This is a genomic window from Pseudaquabacterium terrae (assembly GCF_013266755.1).
GTDB lineage: Bacteria > Pseudomonadota > Gammaproteobacteria > Burkholderiales > Burkholderiaceae_C > Pseudaquabacterium > Pseudaquabacterium terrae.
In genome coordinates, this window is the sequence record NZ_JABRWJ010000001.1 from 536,198 (window position 1) to 553,486 (window position 17,289).

A 17,289-nucleotide genomic window follows, 5' to 3' on the forward strand; every position below is an offset into this window, starting at 1 on the left:
GGTCAAGCCGTCTCGTGCTCCCGCCGCTCGCCGCGCACGTCGAACTCGACCTTCCAGCGCTCGTCGCCCCTGCGCGGCAGCGCTTCGAGCTCGAGCGTGCCGGCTTCGGTGACCCGCGCGTGCAGCCGCACCGGCACCATGTCGCCCGGGCTGCGCCCCTCGGGCGGCAGCGTGGCCGAGATCGCGTCGAGCTCCTGCAGCTCGTCGGGCGTCCAGATGTCGAGCAGCGTGCCGACGACGTCATTGCGCCGCACCGACGAGGCAAAGAAGCGGAAGCGCACCGGCTCGCCGACCACCAGCCCGAGCTCGAGCGCCGGCACGGGTGCATCCGTGCCTTCTTCCATGCCGAAGGGCGCGATGCACAGCGCCTGCACCGGCGGCTCCAGGCCCGGCACCGCGGGCATCGCCGACTCGACCGCGATGTAGTACGCACAGGCCGTGCCGCCGCGGATGCGCACGCCGCGCCCGCGCCGCACCTGGCCGTAGTACGCGGCGCCGCGCGCGACCGCGAGATCGAGGTCGGCGCCCGCCAGCAGCCGCGCCGGCGCGCCGCCTTCCGTCCCCAGCCAGGCATTCAGCGTCGCCAGCGTGCGTTCGGCCAGCAGCGGCGACTTGAAGACGCCGCCGTTGAACAGCAGCGCGGTCGGGTGGATGAAGCTGGCGCCGGCGACGGCGCGGCCGGCGAAGCCTTCGAGCTCGTCGACCGCACCGTGCTGACGCCCGAGGAACGCGGCCAGGTGCCGCGTCACCGCGGCGTCCTGCGCATAGGGCAGGCCCAGCTGCGCCAGGCCCGCACGCACGCGGGCCTGCGGCCGCGCATCGGCCGCGACCGGCGGGAAGAAGCCTTCGAGGATCACCGCGGCCACCTCGTCGCGCGTCAGCTCGGTGCGGATCGCGCCGCCGATCAGCTTCGAGCCGCGGCTGGGCACGACGATCGGTTCGGCCGCGGTGTCGCTGCTCTGCAGCAGCAGCTTTTCCTTCGCGCCGCGGCAGGCGTGCGTCAGCGCGCGCAGCTGCCAGGCGTCCAGCGCCGTGCCCGCAGCAGCGAGCTTGCGCGCGACGACGTGGGCCAGCGCCAGGTCCATGTTGTCGCCGCCGAGCAGGATGTGCTCGCCGACGGCGACGCGGTGCAGCTCCAGGCTGCCCTCGCGCTCGAGCACCGCGATCAGCGAGAAGTCGCTGGTGCCGCCGCCGACATCGACTACCAGGAGGATGTCGCCCGGCCGCACCTGCTTGCGCCACGCGTCGCCCGCGGACTGGATCCAGCTGTACAGCGCCGATTGCGGTTCTTCGAGCAGCGTCAATGCCGGATAACCGGCATTCTGAGCGGCCTCCAGCGTCAGCTCGCGGGCGGCCGGATCGAACGAGGCCGGGATCGTGACGGTCACGTCCTGGTCGACGAACGCGGCGTCCGGGTGCGCCGCGTCCCAGGCGTCGCGCAGGTGCTGCAGGTAGTGCGTCGACGCCTCCAGCGGCGAGATGCGCGCCACCTCGGGCGGTGCATCGGGCGGCAGGATCGCGGCGCGCCGATCGACGCCGGGGTGGCACAGCCAGCTCTTCGCGCTGGACACCAAGCGGATCGGCGTCGTCGCGCCGCGCCGCCGGGCCAGCTCGCCGACCACGTGCTGCTGCTGGTCGGTCCACGGCAGCGTCAGCTCGCCGGGCGCGAGCTCGTCGGCATGCGGCAGGTACAGGAACGAGGGCAGCAGCGGCAGGTTCTCGATCGTGCCCGGCGCGCTCAGCTGCGGGATCTGCAGCACGCCGTGCGCGCGGATCTCGCTGTCGTCCGCTCCGAGCTCGACGAAGGCCAGCGCGGTGTGGGTGGTGCCGAGGTCGATGCCGATCGCATAACGCGCGCTCACAGCTCGACCTCCGCCGGCGCCAGCACGCGCGCATCGTGCCCGTCGGCCAGCTTCGGCAGCCGCACCTCGGCCGCGCGCCAGCCGCGGTGGGTCAGGCTGCCCTTGAACGGCGCCGCGCCGACCACCTGGCCGGTGAGCCGCACGGCGGCGGCGTCGAAGCCGGCCGGCAGCGTGATGCGGCTGCCTTCGGCCTCGTCGCGCACCGGCACGATCTCGAAGTGCTCGCGCAGCACCTTGGCGCAGCCTTCGTGCACCAGCCGCGCCGCGGCGCCGATCTGGGCGTCGTCGTAGCCGGTGAGGCTTTCACGGGTGAAGTCGATCAGCCGCGCTTCGCGCTGCAGCAGCGCCAGCAGTTGCAGCGCGGCCTCGGGGCCGAGCGTCTTCAACGTCGGCGCGGGTGGGGGCGTCGGTGTGGGGGCGGTGGGCGGCGAGGTGGGTGCAGCCGTCGCGGCACCGCTGCGCAGCGCGGCAAAGCGCGCGGCGAAGGCGGCGTCGCCGAGCACGGCGCTGAAGGCGCTGAACGCGAGGCCCAGGCGGGCCAGCCAGGACGGCTGGGGAGGGGAGGATGCCGGGTCGGCCATTCGAATGCTCCTGGCCCGCGGGTCGGATCGGTGCCGGCAGGCCGTCAGGGTTGAAAGCGCTGAACGCGGGGCAGCGGCGCGTGGGGGCCGGCTGCTCGGGGGACGCGGCCCCCGCTTACCGCGCAGTGTGTGTTGCGGTGCAGCATTCTAGGGTGGTCGGTCGCAGCGCCGCCAGCAGGCCGGCGTAGCCGTCCGCCCCTTCGGCGACGATGCGCTGCAGCAGCTCGGCCAGGCCGATCGCCGGCCATGGCGGCTCGGGACCGGGCGCCGCGGCGCGCCGCGCCAGTTCGCCACGCAGCTGGTCGCGGTCCGCCGCGGCGGTCGACGGATCGTCCCGGGCGAAGACCAGCACGCTGCGCGCCGCGCCGTCGTCGCCCTGGCCCTCGAGCACCTCGGCGAAGCTCGTCAGCGCGATCGTGTTCAGCGTCGGCACGCCGAGCTCGATCGCCAGCCGCACGCCATCAGTGAGCAGCCTGCGCGCCGCCGCCGTTTCGCCGCGGCGCGCCGCCACGCGGGCCATCAGCAGTTGCAGCCAGCAGTGGATCGCGCGGTTGCCGGTGGTGGTCACGACCTCGATGCCGCGGGTCGCGTGGCCTTGCGCGGCAGCGTCGTCGCGGGCCCGCAGCGCCACCTCGGTCAGGTTGGCGAGGAGGAAGCCCAGCGTGCCGGGCAGGCCGTCGCGCTCGCAGATGGCCAGCCCTTCGCGCAGGTGCGCCGCGGCAGCGGCGCCGTCCTGCAGCACGAGGTACAGCGCGCCGAGGTTGTTCAGGCACAGCGCGACCCCCGCGCTGTCGCCGATGCGCCGGTGCTGCGCCAGCGATTCGTGCGACAGCCGCAGCGCCTCGTCGTAGTGGCCGAGGCGCTTCTCGACCAGCGCCAGGTTGTCCAGCGTGGCGGCGGTGTTGTGTGCGCGCGCGTGCGGCGGGGCCAGCGCCAGCGCCTGCTTGTAGAAGCGCCGAGCGTCGGCCAGCCGGCCCAGGCGCAGGCTGCACGAGGCCAGCACGTTGTACGCCTGGATGCGCACCGGCCGTTCGCGCGCTGGGCGAACCAGCGCCAGTGCACGCGTGGCCATCGCCTGCGCCTCGGCATAACGGTCGAGCCGGTAGGCCAGGTGCGAGGCCTTGCTCAGCAGCAGCGCCTGCAGCCGGCTGTCGGCCTGCGCCAGCGGTGAGTCGACGGCCGCTTGCACCAGGCCCAAGCCTTCTTCGCAGCGGCCGCGGTAGTCGCAGTGGTTGAGCAGGATCGGCACGCTCGTGGTCAGCGCGTCGGCCTGGCGCTGCTCGATCGCGAACAGCCAGGCCTCGCGGCAGTTCTCGAACTCGAGGTCGACGGCCTGCAGCGCACTGCGCTCACCATCCTCGACAGCAGGCGCCAGCCGCGCCAGCCAGCGGTGGAACCACGCGGCATGCGCGGCGCGCGTGCGCTCGGCGTCGGCAGTGCCGGCCAGGCGCGCGGCGGCCAGTTGTTGCACCAGCGGGTGCAACTGCAGGCGCTCGCCGTCGCGGCGCAGCAGCGACTTGTCGGCCAGCGCGCCGAGCACCGGCAGCGAGGCGCCGGCCACCGCGCGGGCCGCCTCGGCCGCGAAGCCGCCACGGAACACCGACAGGCGCGCCAGCGCATCGCGCTCGACCGGCGCCAGGCGGCGCCACGACTGCTCGAACACCTGCTCGATGCTGGCGTGGCGCGCCGGATGCGCGGCATCCACCGCGCGCAGCAGCTCCAGCCCCTCGCGCAGCTCGGCGGCGATGGCGGCGCAGGACAGCACGCGGGCCCAGGCGGCGGCGAGCTCCAGCGCCAGCGGCAGGCCTTCGACGCGGCGGCAGATCTCGACGATGGCGGGCGCTTCGGCGCTGGCGTCGAGCGCCGGCGCCACGCGCCGCGCCGCGCCGACGAACAGCCGCACCGCGTCGAAGGCGTCGGCGCGGTCGCTGTCCTCCGGATCCGGAAAGGGCAGGCCTTCGAGCGGCAGCGTCCATTCGCTGGCCACCATCAGCCGCGTGCGCGAGGTGACCAGGATCTTCAGCCGCGGGCAGGCCTGCAGCAGGCGGTCGAGTGCCGGCGCGTGCTCGACCAGCTGCTCGAAGTTGTCGAGCACCAGCAGCAGATCGCGTTCGCGCAGTGCGGCGATCACCGGCTCCAGCGGATCGCGGCCATGGCTGCGGGCGAGGCCGAGCGCCTGCGCGATGCGGCCGGCGAGCTGCGCGGCCGATTCGACATCTTCCAGCGCAACAAAGACAGCGCCGTGCTCATGACGCGTTAGCTGCTCGTCCAGCACCCGCCGCGCGAGCCGCGTCTTGCCGACGCCGCCGGGGCCGATCAGGCACAGCAGGCGGCATTCGCCGCGCTCCAGCAGCGCGGCGATGCGACGCAGCTCGACCGAGCGGCCGATGAAGCCGTCGTCCGCCGCCGGCGCGGCGGCTGCGGCCACGCGGCCGGGCACGGGCAGCGTCTCGTGCACCGCGGCCAGCTCGGCGCCGGGCGCGAGGCCGAGCTCGTCGGCCAGCCGGTCGACGAAGCGGCGGTACGCCTGGCGCGCCGCGGCGGCCTGACCGGCGCGCGCCAGCCACGCCATCTGCGCGCGCAGCGCCGCTTCGTCCAGCGGGTCGGCCTCGAGCAGCCGCGTCGACAGCGCGATCGCCGGCGCGGCGTCGCCCTCGGCGGCCAGGCTCGCCAGCGCGGCGCCGCGCCAGGCCATGCGCAGCCGCTCGCGTTCGAAGCCGAGCCAGCGCATCCAGCCCTCGCTGCCGCCGGCGTCGAAACTGGCCAGCAGCTCGCCGCGGTAGAGCGCGAGCGCTTCCGGCAGCCGTTGCTCGCGCAGCGCGGCCTCGAAGGCCAGCACGTCGGTCTCGGCGACCAGGCGCAGCGCGCTGCCCTGCGCCTCCAGCGCGCTCCCCCAGGGCAGCGCATGCAGCCGGAACACCACCTTGCGCAGGTTGGTGTGGGCCAGCTTGCCGTCCTGCTCCGGCCACAACAGCGCGGCCAGCTCGGCGCGCGGCACCCACGTGCGGCGCAGCGCCAGCAGCGCCACGAGCTGGCTGCTGCGCTCGAACGGCAACGCGTGCGAGACCCCGGCTTGCTGCAGCAGCGGCGAGCCGAGCAGGACGAGTTGGACGGGGGTGCCCATCGGCGCGCAAGTATCGCGCCGCAGCGCCCGGCCGGCCCGCGGAACGCTCGCGGAACGCCGGCCTTCGCACAGTCGCGGCTCTTCCACCTCTGACGAGCCTTCACCATGAGCCACCTGTCGATTCCGTCCCCCACCAGCACGCCCGCGCCCGACCTCGCCGCGATCAAGCAGCGCCAGCAGGCCACCTGGGCCAGCGGGGACTTCGCCGTCATCGGCACCACCTTGCAGATCGTCGGCGAGATGCTCGCCGAGGCGGTCGACCTGCGCGCCGGCGAGAGCGTGCTCGACGTCGCGGCCGGCAATGGCAACGCGACGCTGGCGGCGGCGCGCCGTTTTGCCCGCGTGACCTCGACCGACTACGTGCCGGCCTTGCTCGACAAGGGCCGCGAGCGCGCACGCGCCGAAGCACTGCCGGTGGTGTTCCAGCCCGCCGATGCCGAGGCGCTGCCGTTCCCCGACCACGGCTTCGACGTCGTGCTGTCGACCTTCGGCGTGATGTTCGCGCCCGACCAGGCCCGTGCCGCGCGCGAGATGCTGCGCGTGCTGCGGCCGGGGGGGCGCATCGGGCTGGCCAACTGGACGCCCGAGGGCTTCATCGGCCGGCTGTTCAAGGTCATCGGCAAGCACGTGCCGCCGCCAGCGGGGCTGAAGTCGCCGGCGTTGTGGGGCGCCGAGCCGCACCTGGCCGAGCTGTTCGGCCTGCCGCCGGGCGCGCTGCGCTGCACGCGGCGCCTCTTCAACTTCCGCTACCGCTCGGCGGCGCACTGGGTCCAGGTGTTCCGCGACTTCTACGGTCCGACGCACAAGGCCTTTGCGGCGCTCGATCCGAGCGGCCAGCAGGCGCTGGAAGAGGACATCACCCGGCTGCTCGGCGAGCTGAACGTGGGCGGGCCGCATTCGCTGGTCGTGCCGGCCGAGTACCTCGAAGTGGTGATCACGTCGCCGACGGGGCTGCGCTGATCCGCCCGCACCGCTCACGCTGCCTCACAGGAACGACAACCATGCACACCTCCCTTCTTCGACTGACTCGACTGACGATCGCCGCACTCGCGGCCGGCGCGGCGCTCGGCGCGCGCGCCGACGCCGTGACCGACTGGAACCTGAAGACCGCCGACCTGGTCACCGAGGCCCGCATCGGCACGCCGCCGGCGGTGCGGCTGACGGCCATCGTGCAGACCGCGGCGTACCGCGCGGCGCGCGCCGCGCAAGCTGCTTCGGCCGAAGCCGCGATCGCCGCGGCCCATCGCGCGGTGCTGACGCGGCTGCTGCCGGCGCAGCAGGCGGCGATCGATGCCGCCTACCACGCCGCGCTGGCGCCGCTGGCCGACGGGCCGGCCAAGACCACGGGCATCGAGCTCGGCCAGCGCGCGGCCGCCGAAGTGCTGGCGCAGCGGCTGGACGATGGTGCGACGACGCCCGAGGCCTATCGCCCGCACACGAGCGCCGGCGTCTACGTGCCGACCGCCGCGGTGGCCGTGCCGCAGTGGTCGCAGCGCAAGCCGTGGGCGATGGCCAGCGGCGCGCAGTTCCGGCCCGGCCCGCCGCCGGCCCTGACCAGCGAAGGCTGGCTGCGCGACTTCAACGAGGTCAAGTCGCTCGGCGCGAAGACCGCGCCGCGCAGCGCCGAACAGACGGAGGTCGCGCGCTTCTGGGAGTACTCGCTGCCGTCGATCTACCACGGCGTGCTGCGCTCGGTGGCGCTGAGCAGCGGGCGCGACCTGGTGCGCAACGCCCGCCTCTTCGCGCTGGCAGCGCAGGCGATGGACGACGCGATGATCAGCGTCTTCGACGCGAAGTACCACTACAACCATTGGCGGCCGGTGACGGCGATCCGCAACGCCGATCTCGACGGCCATGACGGCACGCAGCGCGATGCGTCCTGGGCCCCCCTGGTGGACGCGCCGATGCACCCCGAGTACCCGAGCGGCCACTCGATCCTGGCCGGCGCGGTCGGCGCGGTGTTGAAGGCCGATCTCGGCACGCAGGCGATGCCGCGGCTGTCGACGAGCAGCCCGTCGGCCAAGGGCGCCACGCGGCACTGGAGCTCGGTCGATGCCTTCGTGCGCGAGGTGTCCGATGCGCGGGTCCTGGCCGGCATCCACTTCCGCTCGGCCGTCGACGCCGGCGCGGTGATGGGTGCGCGCATCGGCGAGCGGGTGGTGCAGCAGGAACAGGCGGAGCACTGACATGCGCCGGGTTCTCTCGCTCCCGGAGTCCCGCCTGGTCTGGAACGCCGGCGATGGCTCGCGCACCGTCGAGGGCGGTGCCGGCGCCGATGTGCTCGAGCTCAACGGCAGCGCCGCGGCCGACACCGTGATCGTCAGCCCCAACGGCGCACGCGTGCTGTTGAGCGGCCACGCGGCGGGCGACTTCGTGCTCGACATCGGCGCGGTCGAGCGGCTGGACATCAACGCCGGGGCCGGCGACGACACGGTGGTCGGCATCAACGGCCTGGCAACACTGATCGCGCTGGACATCGACGGCGGCGCCGGCAACGACACGCTGACCGGCGCCGATGGCGCCGACGCCCTCGCCGGCGGTGACGGCCACGACACCGTCAGCGGCGGGCGCGGCGCCGACACCGGGCTGCTCGGCAGCGGCGACGACCACTGGGTCTGGAACCCGGGCGACGGCAACGACACGGTCGACGGGCAGGGCGGCATCGACACGCTGCTGTTCAACGCGTCGAACGCCGGCGAGCAGCTCGTGCTGACGGCCGACGGCAGCCACGTGCGGCTGACGCGCGACATCGGATCGGTAACCAGCGATCTGAGCGGCCTCGAGAACCTGCACCTGCTGCTGCGCGGCGGCAGCGACACGGTGACGGTGAACAGCCTCGCGGGAACGCACGCGAAGCGGGTTCACGTCGACCTCGGCCTCGCCGGCATCGCCGACGGCAGCGTCGACGTCGTGCATGTCGCCGGCGGCGAGGCCAGGGAAGTGATCCGGCCATCGCTGCAGGACGGCGCGCTGGTGATCGCCGGGCTGGCCGCGCAGACCGTGATCGTGCACTTCGATGCGGCCGACCAGGTCCACCTGCTGGGCCTCGGCGGCAACGACAGCATCGACGCCAGCGCGTTGGCGGCCGGCGGCCCGCTGCTGCCGATCGACGGCGGCGCCGGCGACGACACGCTGATCGGCAGTGCGAACGCCGACCTGATGTTCGGCGGCGCTGACCGCGACCGGCTGACCGGCGGCAGTGGTGCCGACCAGCTGCACGGCAATGCCGGCGACGACCGCTTCGTCTGGCGCGCCGGCGACGGCAACGACGTGATCGAAGGCGGCGACGACAGCGACGTGCTCGAGCTCAACGGCGGCGCCACCGCCGACAGCCTGATCGTCAGCCCCGGCAGCAGCGGCCGCGTCGTGGTCAGCGGCCCCGCCGTGGGCGACTTCGTGCTCGACGTCGGCAGCGTCGAGCTGCTGGACATCAACACCGGCGCGGGTGACGACACAGTGATCGGCTTCAACGGCCTGGGCACGCTGATCGCGCTCGACATCGATGGGGGCGCCGGCAACGACACGCTGACCGGTGGCGACGGTGCCGACCGGATCGCCGGCGGCGACGGCACCGACAGCGTCACCGGCGGCCGCGGCGCCGACACGCTGCTGCTCGGCTACGGCAACGACCGTGCGGTGTGGAACCCGGGCGACGGCAGCGACTCGATCGACGGCCAGGGCGGCGCCGACACGCTGCAGTTCAATGCGTCCAATGCCGGCGAGAAGCTCGCGCTCTCCGCCGATGGCAGCCGCGTGCTGCTGACGCGCGACATCGCCACGGTGACGATGGACCTGCAGGGCATCGAGACGGTGAACCTGCAGGCGCTCGGCGGCGCCGACACGATCACGCTGCAGCGGCTGAGCGGAACGGCGCTGCGCCAGGTCAATGTCGACCTCGGCCTGTTCAGCGGCACCGGCGACGGCGCGGTGGATTCGATCGAGGTTCAGGGCCGGCTGGCCGACAACCTGGTTCGACCGTCATTGCAGAACGGCGCGCTGGTCGTCGACGGACTGGACGCGGTGCTGGCGATCAGCCACTTCGAGGCGATCGACCGCGTGCTGCTGCTGGGCGGCGGCGCCGACACGATCGACATGCTCAGGCTTGCGGCCGGCAGCACGCCGATGAGCTTCGACGCCGGTGCCGGCAACGACACGCTGCGCGCGGGCGCAGGCGACGACCGGCTTGCCGGCGGCGAGGGTGACGACCGCTTCGTCGGCAACACCGGCGGCGGCAACGACGTGCTCGACGGCGGCAACGGCGACGACCGGCTCGAGCTCGTCGGCGGCAACGCGGCCGACACGCTGCAGGTGACGCCGAACGGTGGGCGGATCTTCATCAGCGGGTCGACCGCGACGCTGCCCTTCGGCATCGATGCCGGCAGCATCGAGTCGATCGCCCTCAGCGGCGGCGCGGGCGACGACGCCATCAGCGCGCTCAACGGCTTGAGCGGGCTGACCACGCTGGACATCGACGGCGGCCTGGGCAACGACACCCTCACCGGCGGCGACGGCAACGACCGCATCGCCGGCGGCGAGGGCCACGACACGGTCAGCGGCGGGCGCGGCGCCGACGCGGTGCAGCTCGGCAACGGCAACGACCGCTTTGCGTGGAGTCCGGGCGACGGCAATGACAGCGTCGACGGGCAGGGCGGCATCGACACGCTGCTGTTCAATGCGTCGAACGCCGGCGAACAGCTCTTGCTGACGGCCGACGGCGGCCACGTGCGGCTGACGCGCGACATCGGTTCGGTAACGAGCAATCTGAGCGGCTTCGAGAACCTGCTGCTGCTGCTGCGCGGCGGCAGCGACACGGTGACGCTGAACAGCCTGGCCGGGACCGGAACCACGCGCATTGACATCGACCTCGGCGCCATGCCCGGCGGCGCTGGCGACGGCGCGTTCGATCTGGTGAAGCTGCTCGGCAGCACCGGCGATGATCACTTCCAGCTGTGGATGCAGGGCGGCGCACTCGTCATCGACGGTCTCGGCGCGCAGGTCCTGATCCGCGGCTTCGACACGGGCGACGAGCTGCAGCTGTTCGGCATGGGCGGCAACGACATTGTCGACACCAGCGCCGTGCCGCCCGGCGGGCCGGTGATCACGCTGGTCGGCATCACCGAGGCGGGCACTTGATGAAGCCCAGGCAGCGCGTCGTCACCCGCCGGGGATCGTCAACCCGCGCTGCACGGCGGGCCGCTGCAGGAACGCATCGAGCACTCGCGCCACCTGCTTGAACTGGTCGAAGCCGACCAGCTCGCGGGCGCCGTAGAAGCCGATCAGGTTGCGCACCCACGGCAGCACGGCGATGTCGGCCACCGTGTAGTCCGCGCCCATGATCCAGTCGTGGCCCTCGAGGCGCTGATCGAGCACGCGCAGCAGCCGCGCCGATTCGTCGACGTAGCGCTGGCGCGGGCGCTTGTCCTCGTAGTCCTTGCCGGCGAACTTGTGGAAGAAGCCGACCTGGCCGAACATCGGCCCGACGCCGCCCATCTGCCACATCAGCCATTGCAGCGTCTCGTAGCGCCGCGCGGCGTCGGCCGGAATGAAGCGGCCGGTCTTCTCGGCCAGGTACCACAGGATCGCGCCGGACTCGAACAGCGCCAGCGGCTGCCCGCCGGGCCCCTGCGGATCGATGATCGCCGGGATCTTGTTGTTCGGGCTCAGCGACAGGAACTCCGGCGACAGCTGGTCGTTGCGGTCGAAGGCCACGCGATGCGGCTCGTAGGGCAGGCCCAGCTCCTCGAGCAGGATCGAGACCTTGACGCCGTTGGGGGTGGGCAGCGAGTACAGCTGCAGCCGCTCAGGATGGGCGGCAGGCCATTTGCGCGTGATGGCGAAGCGGGAGAGGTCGGTCATGGCCGGTGATTGTCGGGGCCGAGATGAAGCCGGCGCATGATCGGGGGCATGCACGAAGCCTCGACCCGGCGGCGGCTCGGCGCCAGCCTGTTGGCGCTGGCCGCCGCACTGCTGGCCGCCTGCGCCAGCGAACCGCCGAAACCCGCCGCGCCGACGCTGCGGCCCGACGAGGCGCGCGCGCTGATCACCCGCGCGATACCCGAGCGCGTGAGCGAGCGGCGCGGCTGGGCCACCGACACCTATGCCGCGTTCGCCTCGCTGGAGCTGCCGGTCACGCGCGCCCACCTCTGCGCGGCGCTGGCGGTGATCGAGCAGGAATCGAGCTACCAGGTGAACCCGCGCGTGCCGGGGCTCGCCGCCATCGCGTGGCGCGAGATCGATGCCAAGGCGGAGCGCCTGGGCCTGCCGAGCCTGGTGGTGCGCACCGCGCTGAAGCTCGCATCACCCGACGGGCGCAGTTATGCCGAGCGCATCGACGCGGCGACGACCGAAGGCGAGCTGAGCAAGATCTTCGACGACCTGATCGAGCGGCTGCCGATGGGCCAGCGCCTCTTCGGCCGCTACAACCCGGTGCGCACCGGCGGGCCGATGCAAGTGAGCATCGCCTGGGCCGAAGCGCATGCGCAGCGCAGGCCCTACCCGTACCCGGCCGAGGACGGCCTGCGCGACGAGGTGTTCACGCGCCGCGGCGGGCTGTATTTCGGCATCGCGCACCTGCTCGACTACGAGGCCGACTATGACGCGCTGATCTTTCGTTATGCCGACTTCAATGCCGGCCACTACGCGAGCCGCAACGCCGCGCTGCAGAACGCGATCAGCACCGCGTCGGGCATTCCGCTGGACCCGGACGGCGACCTGATCGCGCACGACCGCGAGGCGTCGAAGCCCGGCAGCACCGAGCTGGCCGCGCGCACGCTCGGCCGCCGCCTGGACCTGAGCGAGGGCGCGATCCGCCGTGCGCTCGAGCAGGGTGATGCGAAGGAGCTCGAGCGCACTGCCTTCTACCGCGGTGTGTTCCAGCTCGCCGACACGGCCGCGGGGCGCCGCCTGCCGCGTGCGGTGATCCCGCGCATCGCGCTGAAGAGCCCGAAGATCACGCGGCCGCTGACGACCGAGTGGTTCGCGCGCCGCGTCGACGAACGCCAGCAGCGCTGCCTGGCGCGCATGGCGGCCGATCCGGCGTGAGGGGCTTGCCGCCCATCGTCATCTGACATCGGCGTTCGCGCCCGACCCGGAGAGCGCGCGCAGATGCGCCAACAGCAGCCCGGCCGCGGGGGCCAGCCGGGCGCCGGCGCTCGACGCCAGCAGCAGGCGCCGCCGGGCCCACGCATCGTCGAGGTGCACGACCTTCAACCCCAGCGCGCCGATCTGCGCCCGGCAGGCCGCCAGCGGCACGACGCCGACGCCGAGCCCGGCCGCAATCATGTGGCACATCGCGTCGAAGCTGCGCACCTGCACGCGCAGATGCATCGGCAGGCCGGCCTGCTCGGCGGCACGCGAGGTCAGCTCGAGCAGCGAGCTGCCGCGGTTCAGCCCGACGAAGTCGTGGGCCAGGCAGTCGCCGAACGCGGCGCGCCGGCGCCGGGCGAGCGGATGTTTCTTCGCGCAGAGGACGACCAGCTCGTCGGTCTGGAACGGCGTGACGTCGAGCCCGCCGGTGGGGGTGTTCTCGGCGAACACGCCGATGTCGGCGAGGCCTTCGACCAGCGCGCGGGCGATGTCGCCGCTCAACTGTTCCTCGACCTCGATGCGGATGTCCGGGTGCACGGCAAGGAAGCTGGCAAGCGCCTGCGGCAGGAACTCGGTCAGCGCCGACATGTTGGCCCACAGCCGCACGTGGCCCTTGACCCCGCGCGAGTAGTCCTGCAGCTCGCGGCTGAACTGCTCGAAGCCGTGGAACAGCCGCAGCGCGTGCTGCAGCGCGACGTGGCCGGCCGGCGTGAGCGCCACGCCTTGCGCCGAGCGCTCCAGCAGCAGCGCGCCGGAGGCCGCTTCGAGATCGGCAAGTCTTCGGCTGGCCGCGGACAGCGCCAGGTGGCAGGCTGACGCGCCCTTGGTGATGCTGCCCGTGCGGGCCACGGCGCAGAACAGGCGGAGCGTCACGAAGTCCACGCGCGCCGGATTGATCGGCTCATTCATGGCGGGGGATCCTAGCCCCTTCGCAAAACGCGAAGGGGCCCTGCCGACAGAGCAATTCCGCCGCCGCCGCCCGGCTCCTACAGTGACCCCACTCAACGTTCGATCGGGATGCAGATGCAAGCACTGAAGGGGGTCAAGGTCATCGAGCTGGGCCAGTTGATCGCCGGCCCGTTCGCCGGCAAGACGCTGGCCGAGTTCGGCGCCGACGTGATCAAGGTCGAGCCGGTGGGCACCGGCGATCCGCTGCGCAAGTGGCGCATGCTGCGCGAGGGCACCTCGGTCTGGTGGGAAGTGCAGTCGCGCAACAAGCGCTCGGTCGAGCTCGACCTGCGCAGCGCCGAGGGCCAAGCGATCGTGCGCGCGCTGGCGCGCGAGGCCGACGTGCTGATCGAGAACTTCAAGCCCGGCACGCTCGAAGGCTGGGGCCTGGGCTGGGACGCGCTGCAGGCGCTGAATCCGCGGCTCGTGATGTTGCGCATCTCGGGCTACGGCCAGACCGGCCCGTACCGCCACAAGCCGGGCTTCGGCGTGCTGGGCGAGGCGATGGGCGGCTTGCGGCACTTGAGCGGCGAGCCGGGGCGCGTGCCCGTGCGCGTCGGCATCTCGATCGGCGATTCGCTGGCCGCGCTGCACGGCGTGATCGGCATCCTGACCGCGCTGTACCACCGCGACGCGCGCGGCGGCAGCGGCCAGATGATCGACGTCGCGCTGTACGAGAGCGTGTTCAACGTGATGGAGAGCCTGGTGCCGGAGTACGACGCCTTCGGCGCCGTGCGCGAGCGCGCCGGCAGCGCGCTGCCCGGCATCGCGCCGACCAATGCCTACCGCTGCGCCGACGGCGGCTACGCGCTGATCGCCGGCAACGGCGACAGCATCTTCAAGCGCCTGATGGCCGTGATCGGCCGCCCGGACCTGGAGAACGATGCGGCGCTGGCGCAGAACGACGGGCGCGTCGCGCGGGTCGACGAGCTCGACCGGGCCATCGAGGCCTGGACGCTGCAGCGCCCGCTCGACGCGGTGCTGCAGGCGCTGGAGCAGGCCAGCGTGCCGGCCGGGCGCGTCTATTCGGTCAAGGACATCGTCGACGACCCGCAGTACCGGGCGCGCGAGATGGTGATCGAGCACCGCACCGCCGACGGCAGCATGCTGAAGGTGCCCGGCATCGTGCCGAAGTTGAGCGCGACGCCCGGGGCGATCACCCGCGCGGCGCCGCGCCTGGGCGAACACACCGGCGAGGTTCTCGCGACACGCGGCTGGCCGCAGCGCAAGGAGTGCTGAGATGCGAACAGGTGATGGACGACGCATCGGCATCAACGAAGTCGCGACGCGCGACGGCTTGCAGATGGAGCCGCGCTTCGTCGAGACCGATGACAAGGTCGCGCTCGTCGACGCGCTGAGCACGCTGGGCTACGCCAAGATCGAGGTCACCTCGTTCACCTCGGCGCAGGCGATTCCCGCGCTGCGCGATGCCGAAGCGGTGATGCAGCGGATCCGGCGCGCGCCGGGCGTCGTGTACACGGCGCTGGTGCCCAATGTGCGCGGCGGCGAACGTGCGCTGGAGTGCCGCACCGACGAGTTCAACCTCGTGATGTCGGCCAGCGAGACCCACAACCTCGCGAACCTGCGCATGACGCGCGAGCAGTCGTTCCGGCAGCTGCGCGAGGTGATCGCGCTGGCCGGACGGGCGGGCGTGCCGTCGAACGTCTCTCTGTCCTGCGTGTTCGGCTGCCCAATGGAAGGCGAGGTGCCGATCGAGGGCGTGCTGGGCTGGATCGCGCGTTTTGCCGATGCCGGCGCGCAGGGCATCACCTTGTGCGACACCACCGGCATGGCCTATCCGACGCAGGTGCAGGCGCTGTGCGCGGCGGCCCTGCAGCGCCATCCGGGGCTGCAGCTCACCGCGCACTTCCACGACACGCGCGCGATGGGCCTGGTCAATACGATCGCGGCGGTCGAGGCCGGCATCGTGCAGCTCGACATGTCGCTCGGCGGCATCGGTGGCTGCCCGTATGCGCCGGGCGCCTCCGGCAACGTCGCCACCGAGGACGTCGTGCACATGCTCGAGTGTTTGGGCTACTGCACCGGCATGGCGCTCGACGGCCTGATCGCTGCTGCCGGCCAATTGGAGCGGCTGGTCGGGCATGCGCTGCCGGCGCAGGTGTCACGCGCCGGCGCGCGGTTGAAGCGCCATGCGCCGCCGCCGGACTTCGAAGCGATCCGCGAGCGCGCGCTGGCGCGCGTGGCAGCGGCCGCAGGACCCGTTCGACGCTGAGGGGAGCGAACCATGATCGATCACCTGGACCACCTGGTCCTGACCACCGCGCACGAGAGCGCCTGCATCCACTTATACACGCAGGTGCTCGGCATGCAGCTCGAGTCCTTCGTCGGCGGCACGCCGCCGGTCGAGCGCCGGGCCTTCAAGTTCGGCCAGCAGAAGATCAACCTGCACCTGAAGGGGCAGGAGTTCGAGCCGAAGGCGCACACGCCGGTGCCGGGCGCGCTGGACCTGTGCTTCATCGCCGCGCTGCCGCTGGACCGCGTGATCGCGCGGCTCGAAGCGGCGCAGGTGGCGATGGTCGAAGGACCGGTGCTGCGCACCGGCGCGACGGGCCGGATCCGATCGGTCTACGTGCGCGATCCGGACCTGAACCTGATCGAGATCTCGGAGCTCGCGCCATGAGCCCCCGCCCGGCCGTTCCGAAGGGGGCTCGCACCGCAGTGCGAAGCACGGAGGTTACCCAGTGAATGGCGCACGCTTCAAGCTCGTGTTCCTCGATGCGGCCACCTTGCCGCAGGGGCTGCGGTTCGGTGCCGCGCTGCCGATCGACGTCGAGGCGCACGCGGCCACTTCCGACGACCGTGTCGCGCAACGCATCGCCGACGCGGACGTGATCGTGACCAACAAGGTGCCGCTTTCGGCCGATGCCCTGCGGGGCGCGCCGAAGCTGCAGCTGATCTGCATCGCCGCTGCCGGCACCGACAACGTCGATCTGCAGGCCGCCGCGCAGCAGGGCATCGGGGTCCACAACGTGCCCGACTACGGCAGCGACGCGGTGGCCGAGCATGTCATCGCCACGCTGCTGGCGCTGCGCCGCGGACTCGCTACCTACGCCCAGGCGGCGGTCGACGGGCGCTGGTCGAGTGCCGCGCAGTTCTGCTGGCATGGCCCGATGATTCGCGATGTCGGCGGCAGCGTGCTCGGCGTCGTCGGCCGTGGCCGCATCGGCGAAGCCGCGGCGCGGCTTGCTCGCGGCCTGGGGCTGACGGTGCTGTTCGCCCGCACGCCCGGGCAGCCGTGCGCCGAGGACGAGCGCGAGCTCGACGCGCTGGTGCGCGAGGTCGATGCCTTGACGCTGCACGTGCCGCTGACGCCGCAGACGCGCGGGCTGATCGGCGCCGAGCGCCTGTCGGCGATGAAGCCGACAGCCGTGCTGATCAACACCGGTCGCGGCGCACTCGTGGACCCGCACGCGCTGGCGCAGGCCCTGCGCGACGGGCGCATCGCCGGGGCCGCGATCGACGTGCTGGAGGTCGAGCCGCCGCCGCCGTCGCATCCCTTGCTCGCGCGCGACATCGCGAACCTGCTGCTGACGCCGCACGTCGCGTGGGCCAGCGAAGGCGCGCAGCGCCGGCTCGCTGCGCGGCTCGTCGAGATCGTCGAAGCGCATCTGCGTCGCGTGATCGCGACAGGCGAGACGGCGCAGACCACGGCCCATTGATCACAGAC

Annotated in this window: 13 protein-coding genes; 8 read left to right on the plus strand and 5 right to left on the minus strand. The window is 72.7% G+C overall.

The window, feature by feature from the left end; all coding sequences use genetic code 11:
- Positions 1-2: 2 nt before the first annotated feature.
- The 3 genes from HLB44_RS02465 to HLB44_RS02475 form a co-directional block, all read right to left on the minus strand.
- Positions 3-1,862: an Hsp70 family protein gene (locus HLB44_RS02465; protein ID WP_173120247.1), complete on the minus strand. Its 1,860-nt coding sequence runs from the start codon at positions 1,860-1,862 to the stop codon at positions 3-5.
- Positions 1,859-2,443 (minus strand): DUF2760 domain-containing protein, encoded by a 585-nt coding sequence (locus HLB44_RS02470; protein ID WP_173120249.1) that lies wholly within the window; start codon positions 2,441-2,443, stop codon positions 1,859-1,861. The genes HLB44_RS02465 and HLB44_RS02470 overlap by 4 nt, the downstream gene beginning before the upstream one ends.
- Positions 2,444-2,558: 115 nt before the next feature.
- Entirely contained in the window at positions 2,559-5,567 is a 3,009-nt protein-coding gene (locus HLB44_RS02475) for an ATP-binding protein (protein WP_173120251.1), read from the minus strand.
- 105 nt (positions 5,568-5,672) lie between these two features.
- Between HLB44_RS02475 and HLB44_RS02480 the strand changes: the two genes are divergently transcribed.
- From HLB44_RS02480 to HLB44_RS37735, 3 genes are read left to right on the plus strand one after another with little or no spacing between them, the layout of a single operon-like run.
- The gene (locus HLB44_RS02480; RefSeq protein WP_173120253.1) at positions 5,673-6,527 is read left to right on the plus strand and encodes a class I SAM-dependent methyltransferase; all 855 of its coding nucleotides are present in this window, start codon (positions 5,673-5,675) and stop codon (positions 6,525-6,527) included.
- A 41-nt stretch (positions 6,528-6,568) separates the two neighbouring features.
- On the plus strand, positions 6,569-7,753 hold the full coding sequence (locus HLB44_RS02485; protein WP_173120256.1) for a vanadium-dependent haloperoxidase: 1,185 nt from the start codon (positions 6,569-6,571) through the stop codon (positions 7,751-7,753).
- A 1-nt stretch (position 7,754) separates the two neighbouring features.
- Positions 7,755-10,700, plus strand: coding sequence for a beta strand repeat-containing protein (locus HLB44_RS37735; protein WP_173120258.1), 2,946 nt, complete (start codon positions 7,755-7,757; stop codon positions 10,698-10,700).
- Positions 10,701-10,721: 21 nt separating this feature from the next.
- Here HLB44_RS37735 and HLB44_RS02495 read toward each other — a convergent pair whose 3' ends face one another.
- The gene (locus tag HLB44_RS02495) at positions 10,722-11,423 is read right to left on the minus strand and encodes a glutathione S-transferase N-terminal domain-containing protein (RefSeq protein WP_173120260.1); all 702 of its coding nucleotides are present in this window, start codon (positions 11,421-11,423) and stop codon (positions 10,722-10,724) included.
- A 48-nt stretch (positions 11,424-11,471) separates the two neighbouring features.
- Between HLB44_RS02495 and HLB44_RS02500 the strand changes: the two genes are divergently transcribed.
- The gene (locus HLB44_RS02500) at positions 11,472-12,608 is read left to right on the plus strand and encodes a DUF1615 domain-containing protein (RefSeq protein WP_173120262.1); all 1,137 of its coding nucleotides are present in this window, start codon (positions 11,472-11,474) and stop codon (positions 12,606-12,608) included.
- A gap of 18 nt (positions 12,609-12,626) precedes the next feature.
- Here the strand turns inward: HLB44_RS02500 and HLB44_RS02505 are convergent, their stop codons facing one another.
- Positions 12,627-13,562 carry a LysR family transcriptional regulator gene (locus tag HLB44_RS02505; RefSeq protein WP_173120264.1) on the minus strand — a complete coding sequence of 312 codons (936 nt, stop codon included), beginning with the start codon at positions 13,560-13,562 and terminating at the stop codon, positions 12,627-12,629.
- A 114-nt stretch (positions 13,563-13,676) separates the two neighbouring features.
- Between HLB44_RS02505 and HLB44_RS02510 the strand changes: the two genes are divergently transcribed.
- The 4 genes from HLB44_RS02510 (at position 13,677) to HLB44_RS02525 (ending at position 17,281) form a co-directional block, all read left to right on the plus strand.
- On the plus strand, positions 13,677-14,840 hold the full coding sequence (locus tag HLB44_RS02510; protein WP_173120266.1) for a CaiB/BaiF CoA transferase family protein: 1,164 nt from the start codon (positions 13,677-13,679) through the stop codon (positions 14,838-14,840).
- Position 14,841: 1 nt separating this feature from the next.
- Positions 14,842-15,834, plus strand: a complete 993-nt coding sequence (locus HLB44_RS02515; protein WP_173120268.1) for a hydroxymethylglutaryl-CoA lyase — start codon at positions 14,842-14,844, stop codon at positions 15,832-15,834.
- Positions 15,835-15,846: 12 nt separating this feature from the next.
- Positions 15,847-16,242, plus strand: coding sequence for a VOC family protein (locus tag HLB44_RS02520; protein ID WP_173120270.1), 396 nt, complete (start codon positions 15,847-15,849; stop codon positions 16,240-16,242).
- A gap of 61 nt (positions 16,243-16,303) precedes the next feature.
- Positions 16,304-17,281, plus strand: a complete 978-nt coding sequence (locus tag HLB44_RS02525) for an NAD(P)-dependent oxidoreductase (protein WP_173120272.1) — start codon at positions 16,304-16,306, stop codon at positions 17,279-17,281.
- Positions 17,282-17,289: the final 8 nt, after the last annotated feature.

Bases quoted from the DNA above. Each gene is read 5' to 3' on its own strand.
- HLB44_RS02485 (WP_173120256.1), top strand. From the start codon at position 6,569: ATGCACACCTCCCTTCTTCGACTGACTCGACTGACGATCGCCGCACTC.
- HLB44_RS37735 (WP_173120258.1), top strand. From the start codon at position 7,755: ATGCGCCGGGTTCTCTCGCTCCCGGAGTCCCGCCTGGTCTGGAACGCC.
- HLB44_RS02480 (WP_173120253.1), top strand. From the start codon at position 5,673: ATGAGCCACCTGTCGATTCCGTCCCCCACCAGCACGCCCGCGCCCGAC.
- HLB44_RS02500 (WP_173120262.1), top strand. From the start codon at position 11,472: ATGCACGAAGCCTCGACCCGGCGGCGGCTCGGCGCCAGCCTGTTGGCG.
- HLB44_RS02470 (WP_173120249.1), bottom strand. From the start codon at position 2,443: ATGGCCGACCCGGCATCCTCCCCTCCCCAGCCGTCCTGGCTGGCCCGC.
- HLB44_RS02510 (WP_173120266.1), top strand. From the start codon at position 13,677: ATGCAAGCACTGAAGGGGGTCAAGGTCATCGAGCTGGGCCAGTTGATC.
- HLB44_RS02515 (WP_173120268.1), top strand. From the start codon at position 14,842: ATGCGAACAGGTGATGGACGACGCATCGGCATCAACGAAGTCGCGACG.
- HLB44_RS02520 (WP_173120270.1), top strand. From the start codon at position 15,847: ATGATCGATCACCTGGACCACCTGGTCCTGACCACCGCGCACGAGAGC.
- HLB44_RS02505 (WP_173120264.1), bottom strand. From the start codon at position 13,562: ATGAATGAGCCGATCAATCCGGCGCGCGTGGACTTCGTGACGCTCCGC.
- HLB44_RS02495 (WP_173120260.1), bottom strand. From the start codon at position 11,423: ATGACCGACCTCTCCCGCTTCGCCATCACGCGCAAATGGCCTGCCGCC.
- HLB44_RS02475 (WP_173120251.1), bottom strand. From the start codon at position 5,567: ATGGGCACCCCCGTCCAACTCGTCCTGCTCGGCTCGCCGCTGCTGCAG.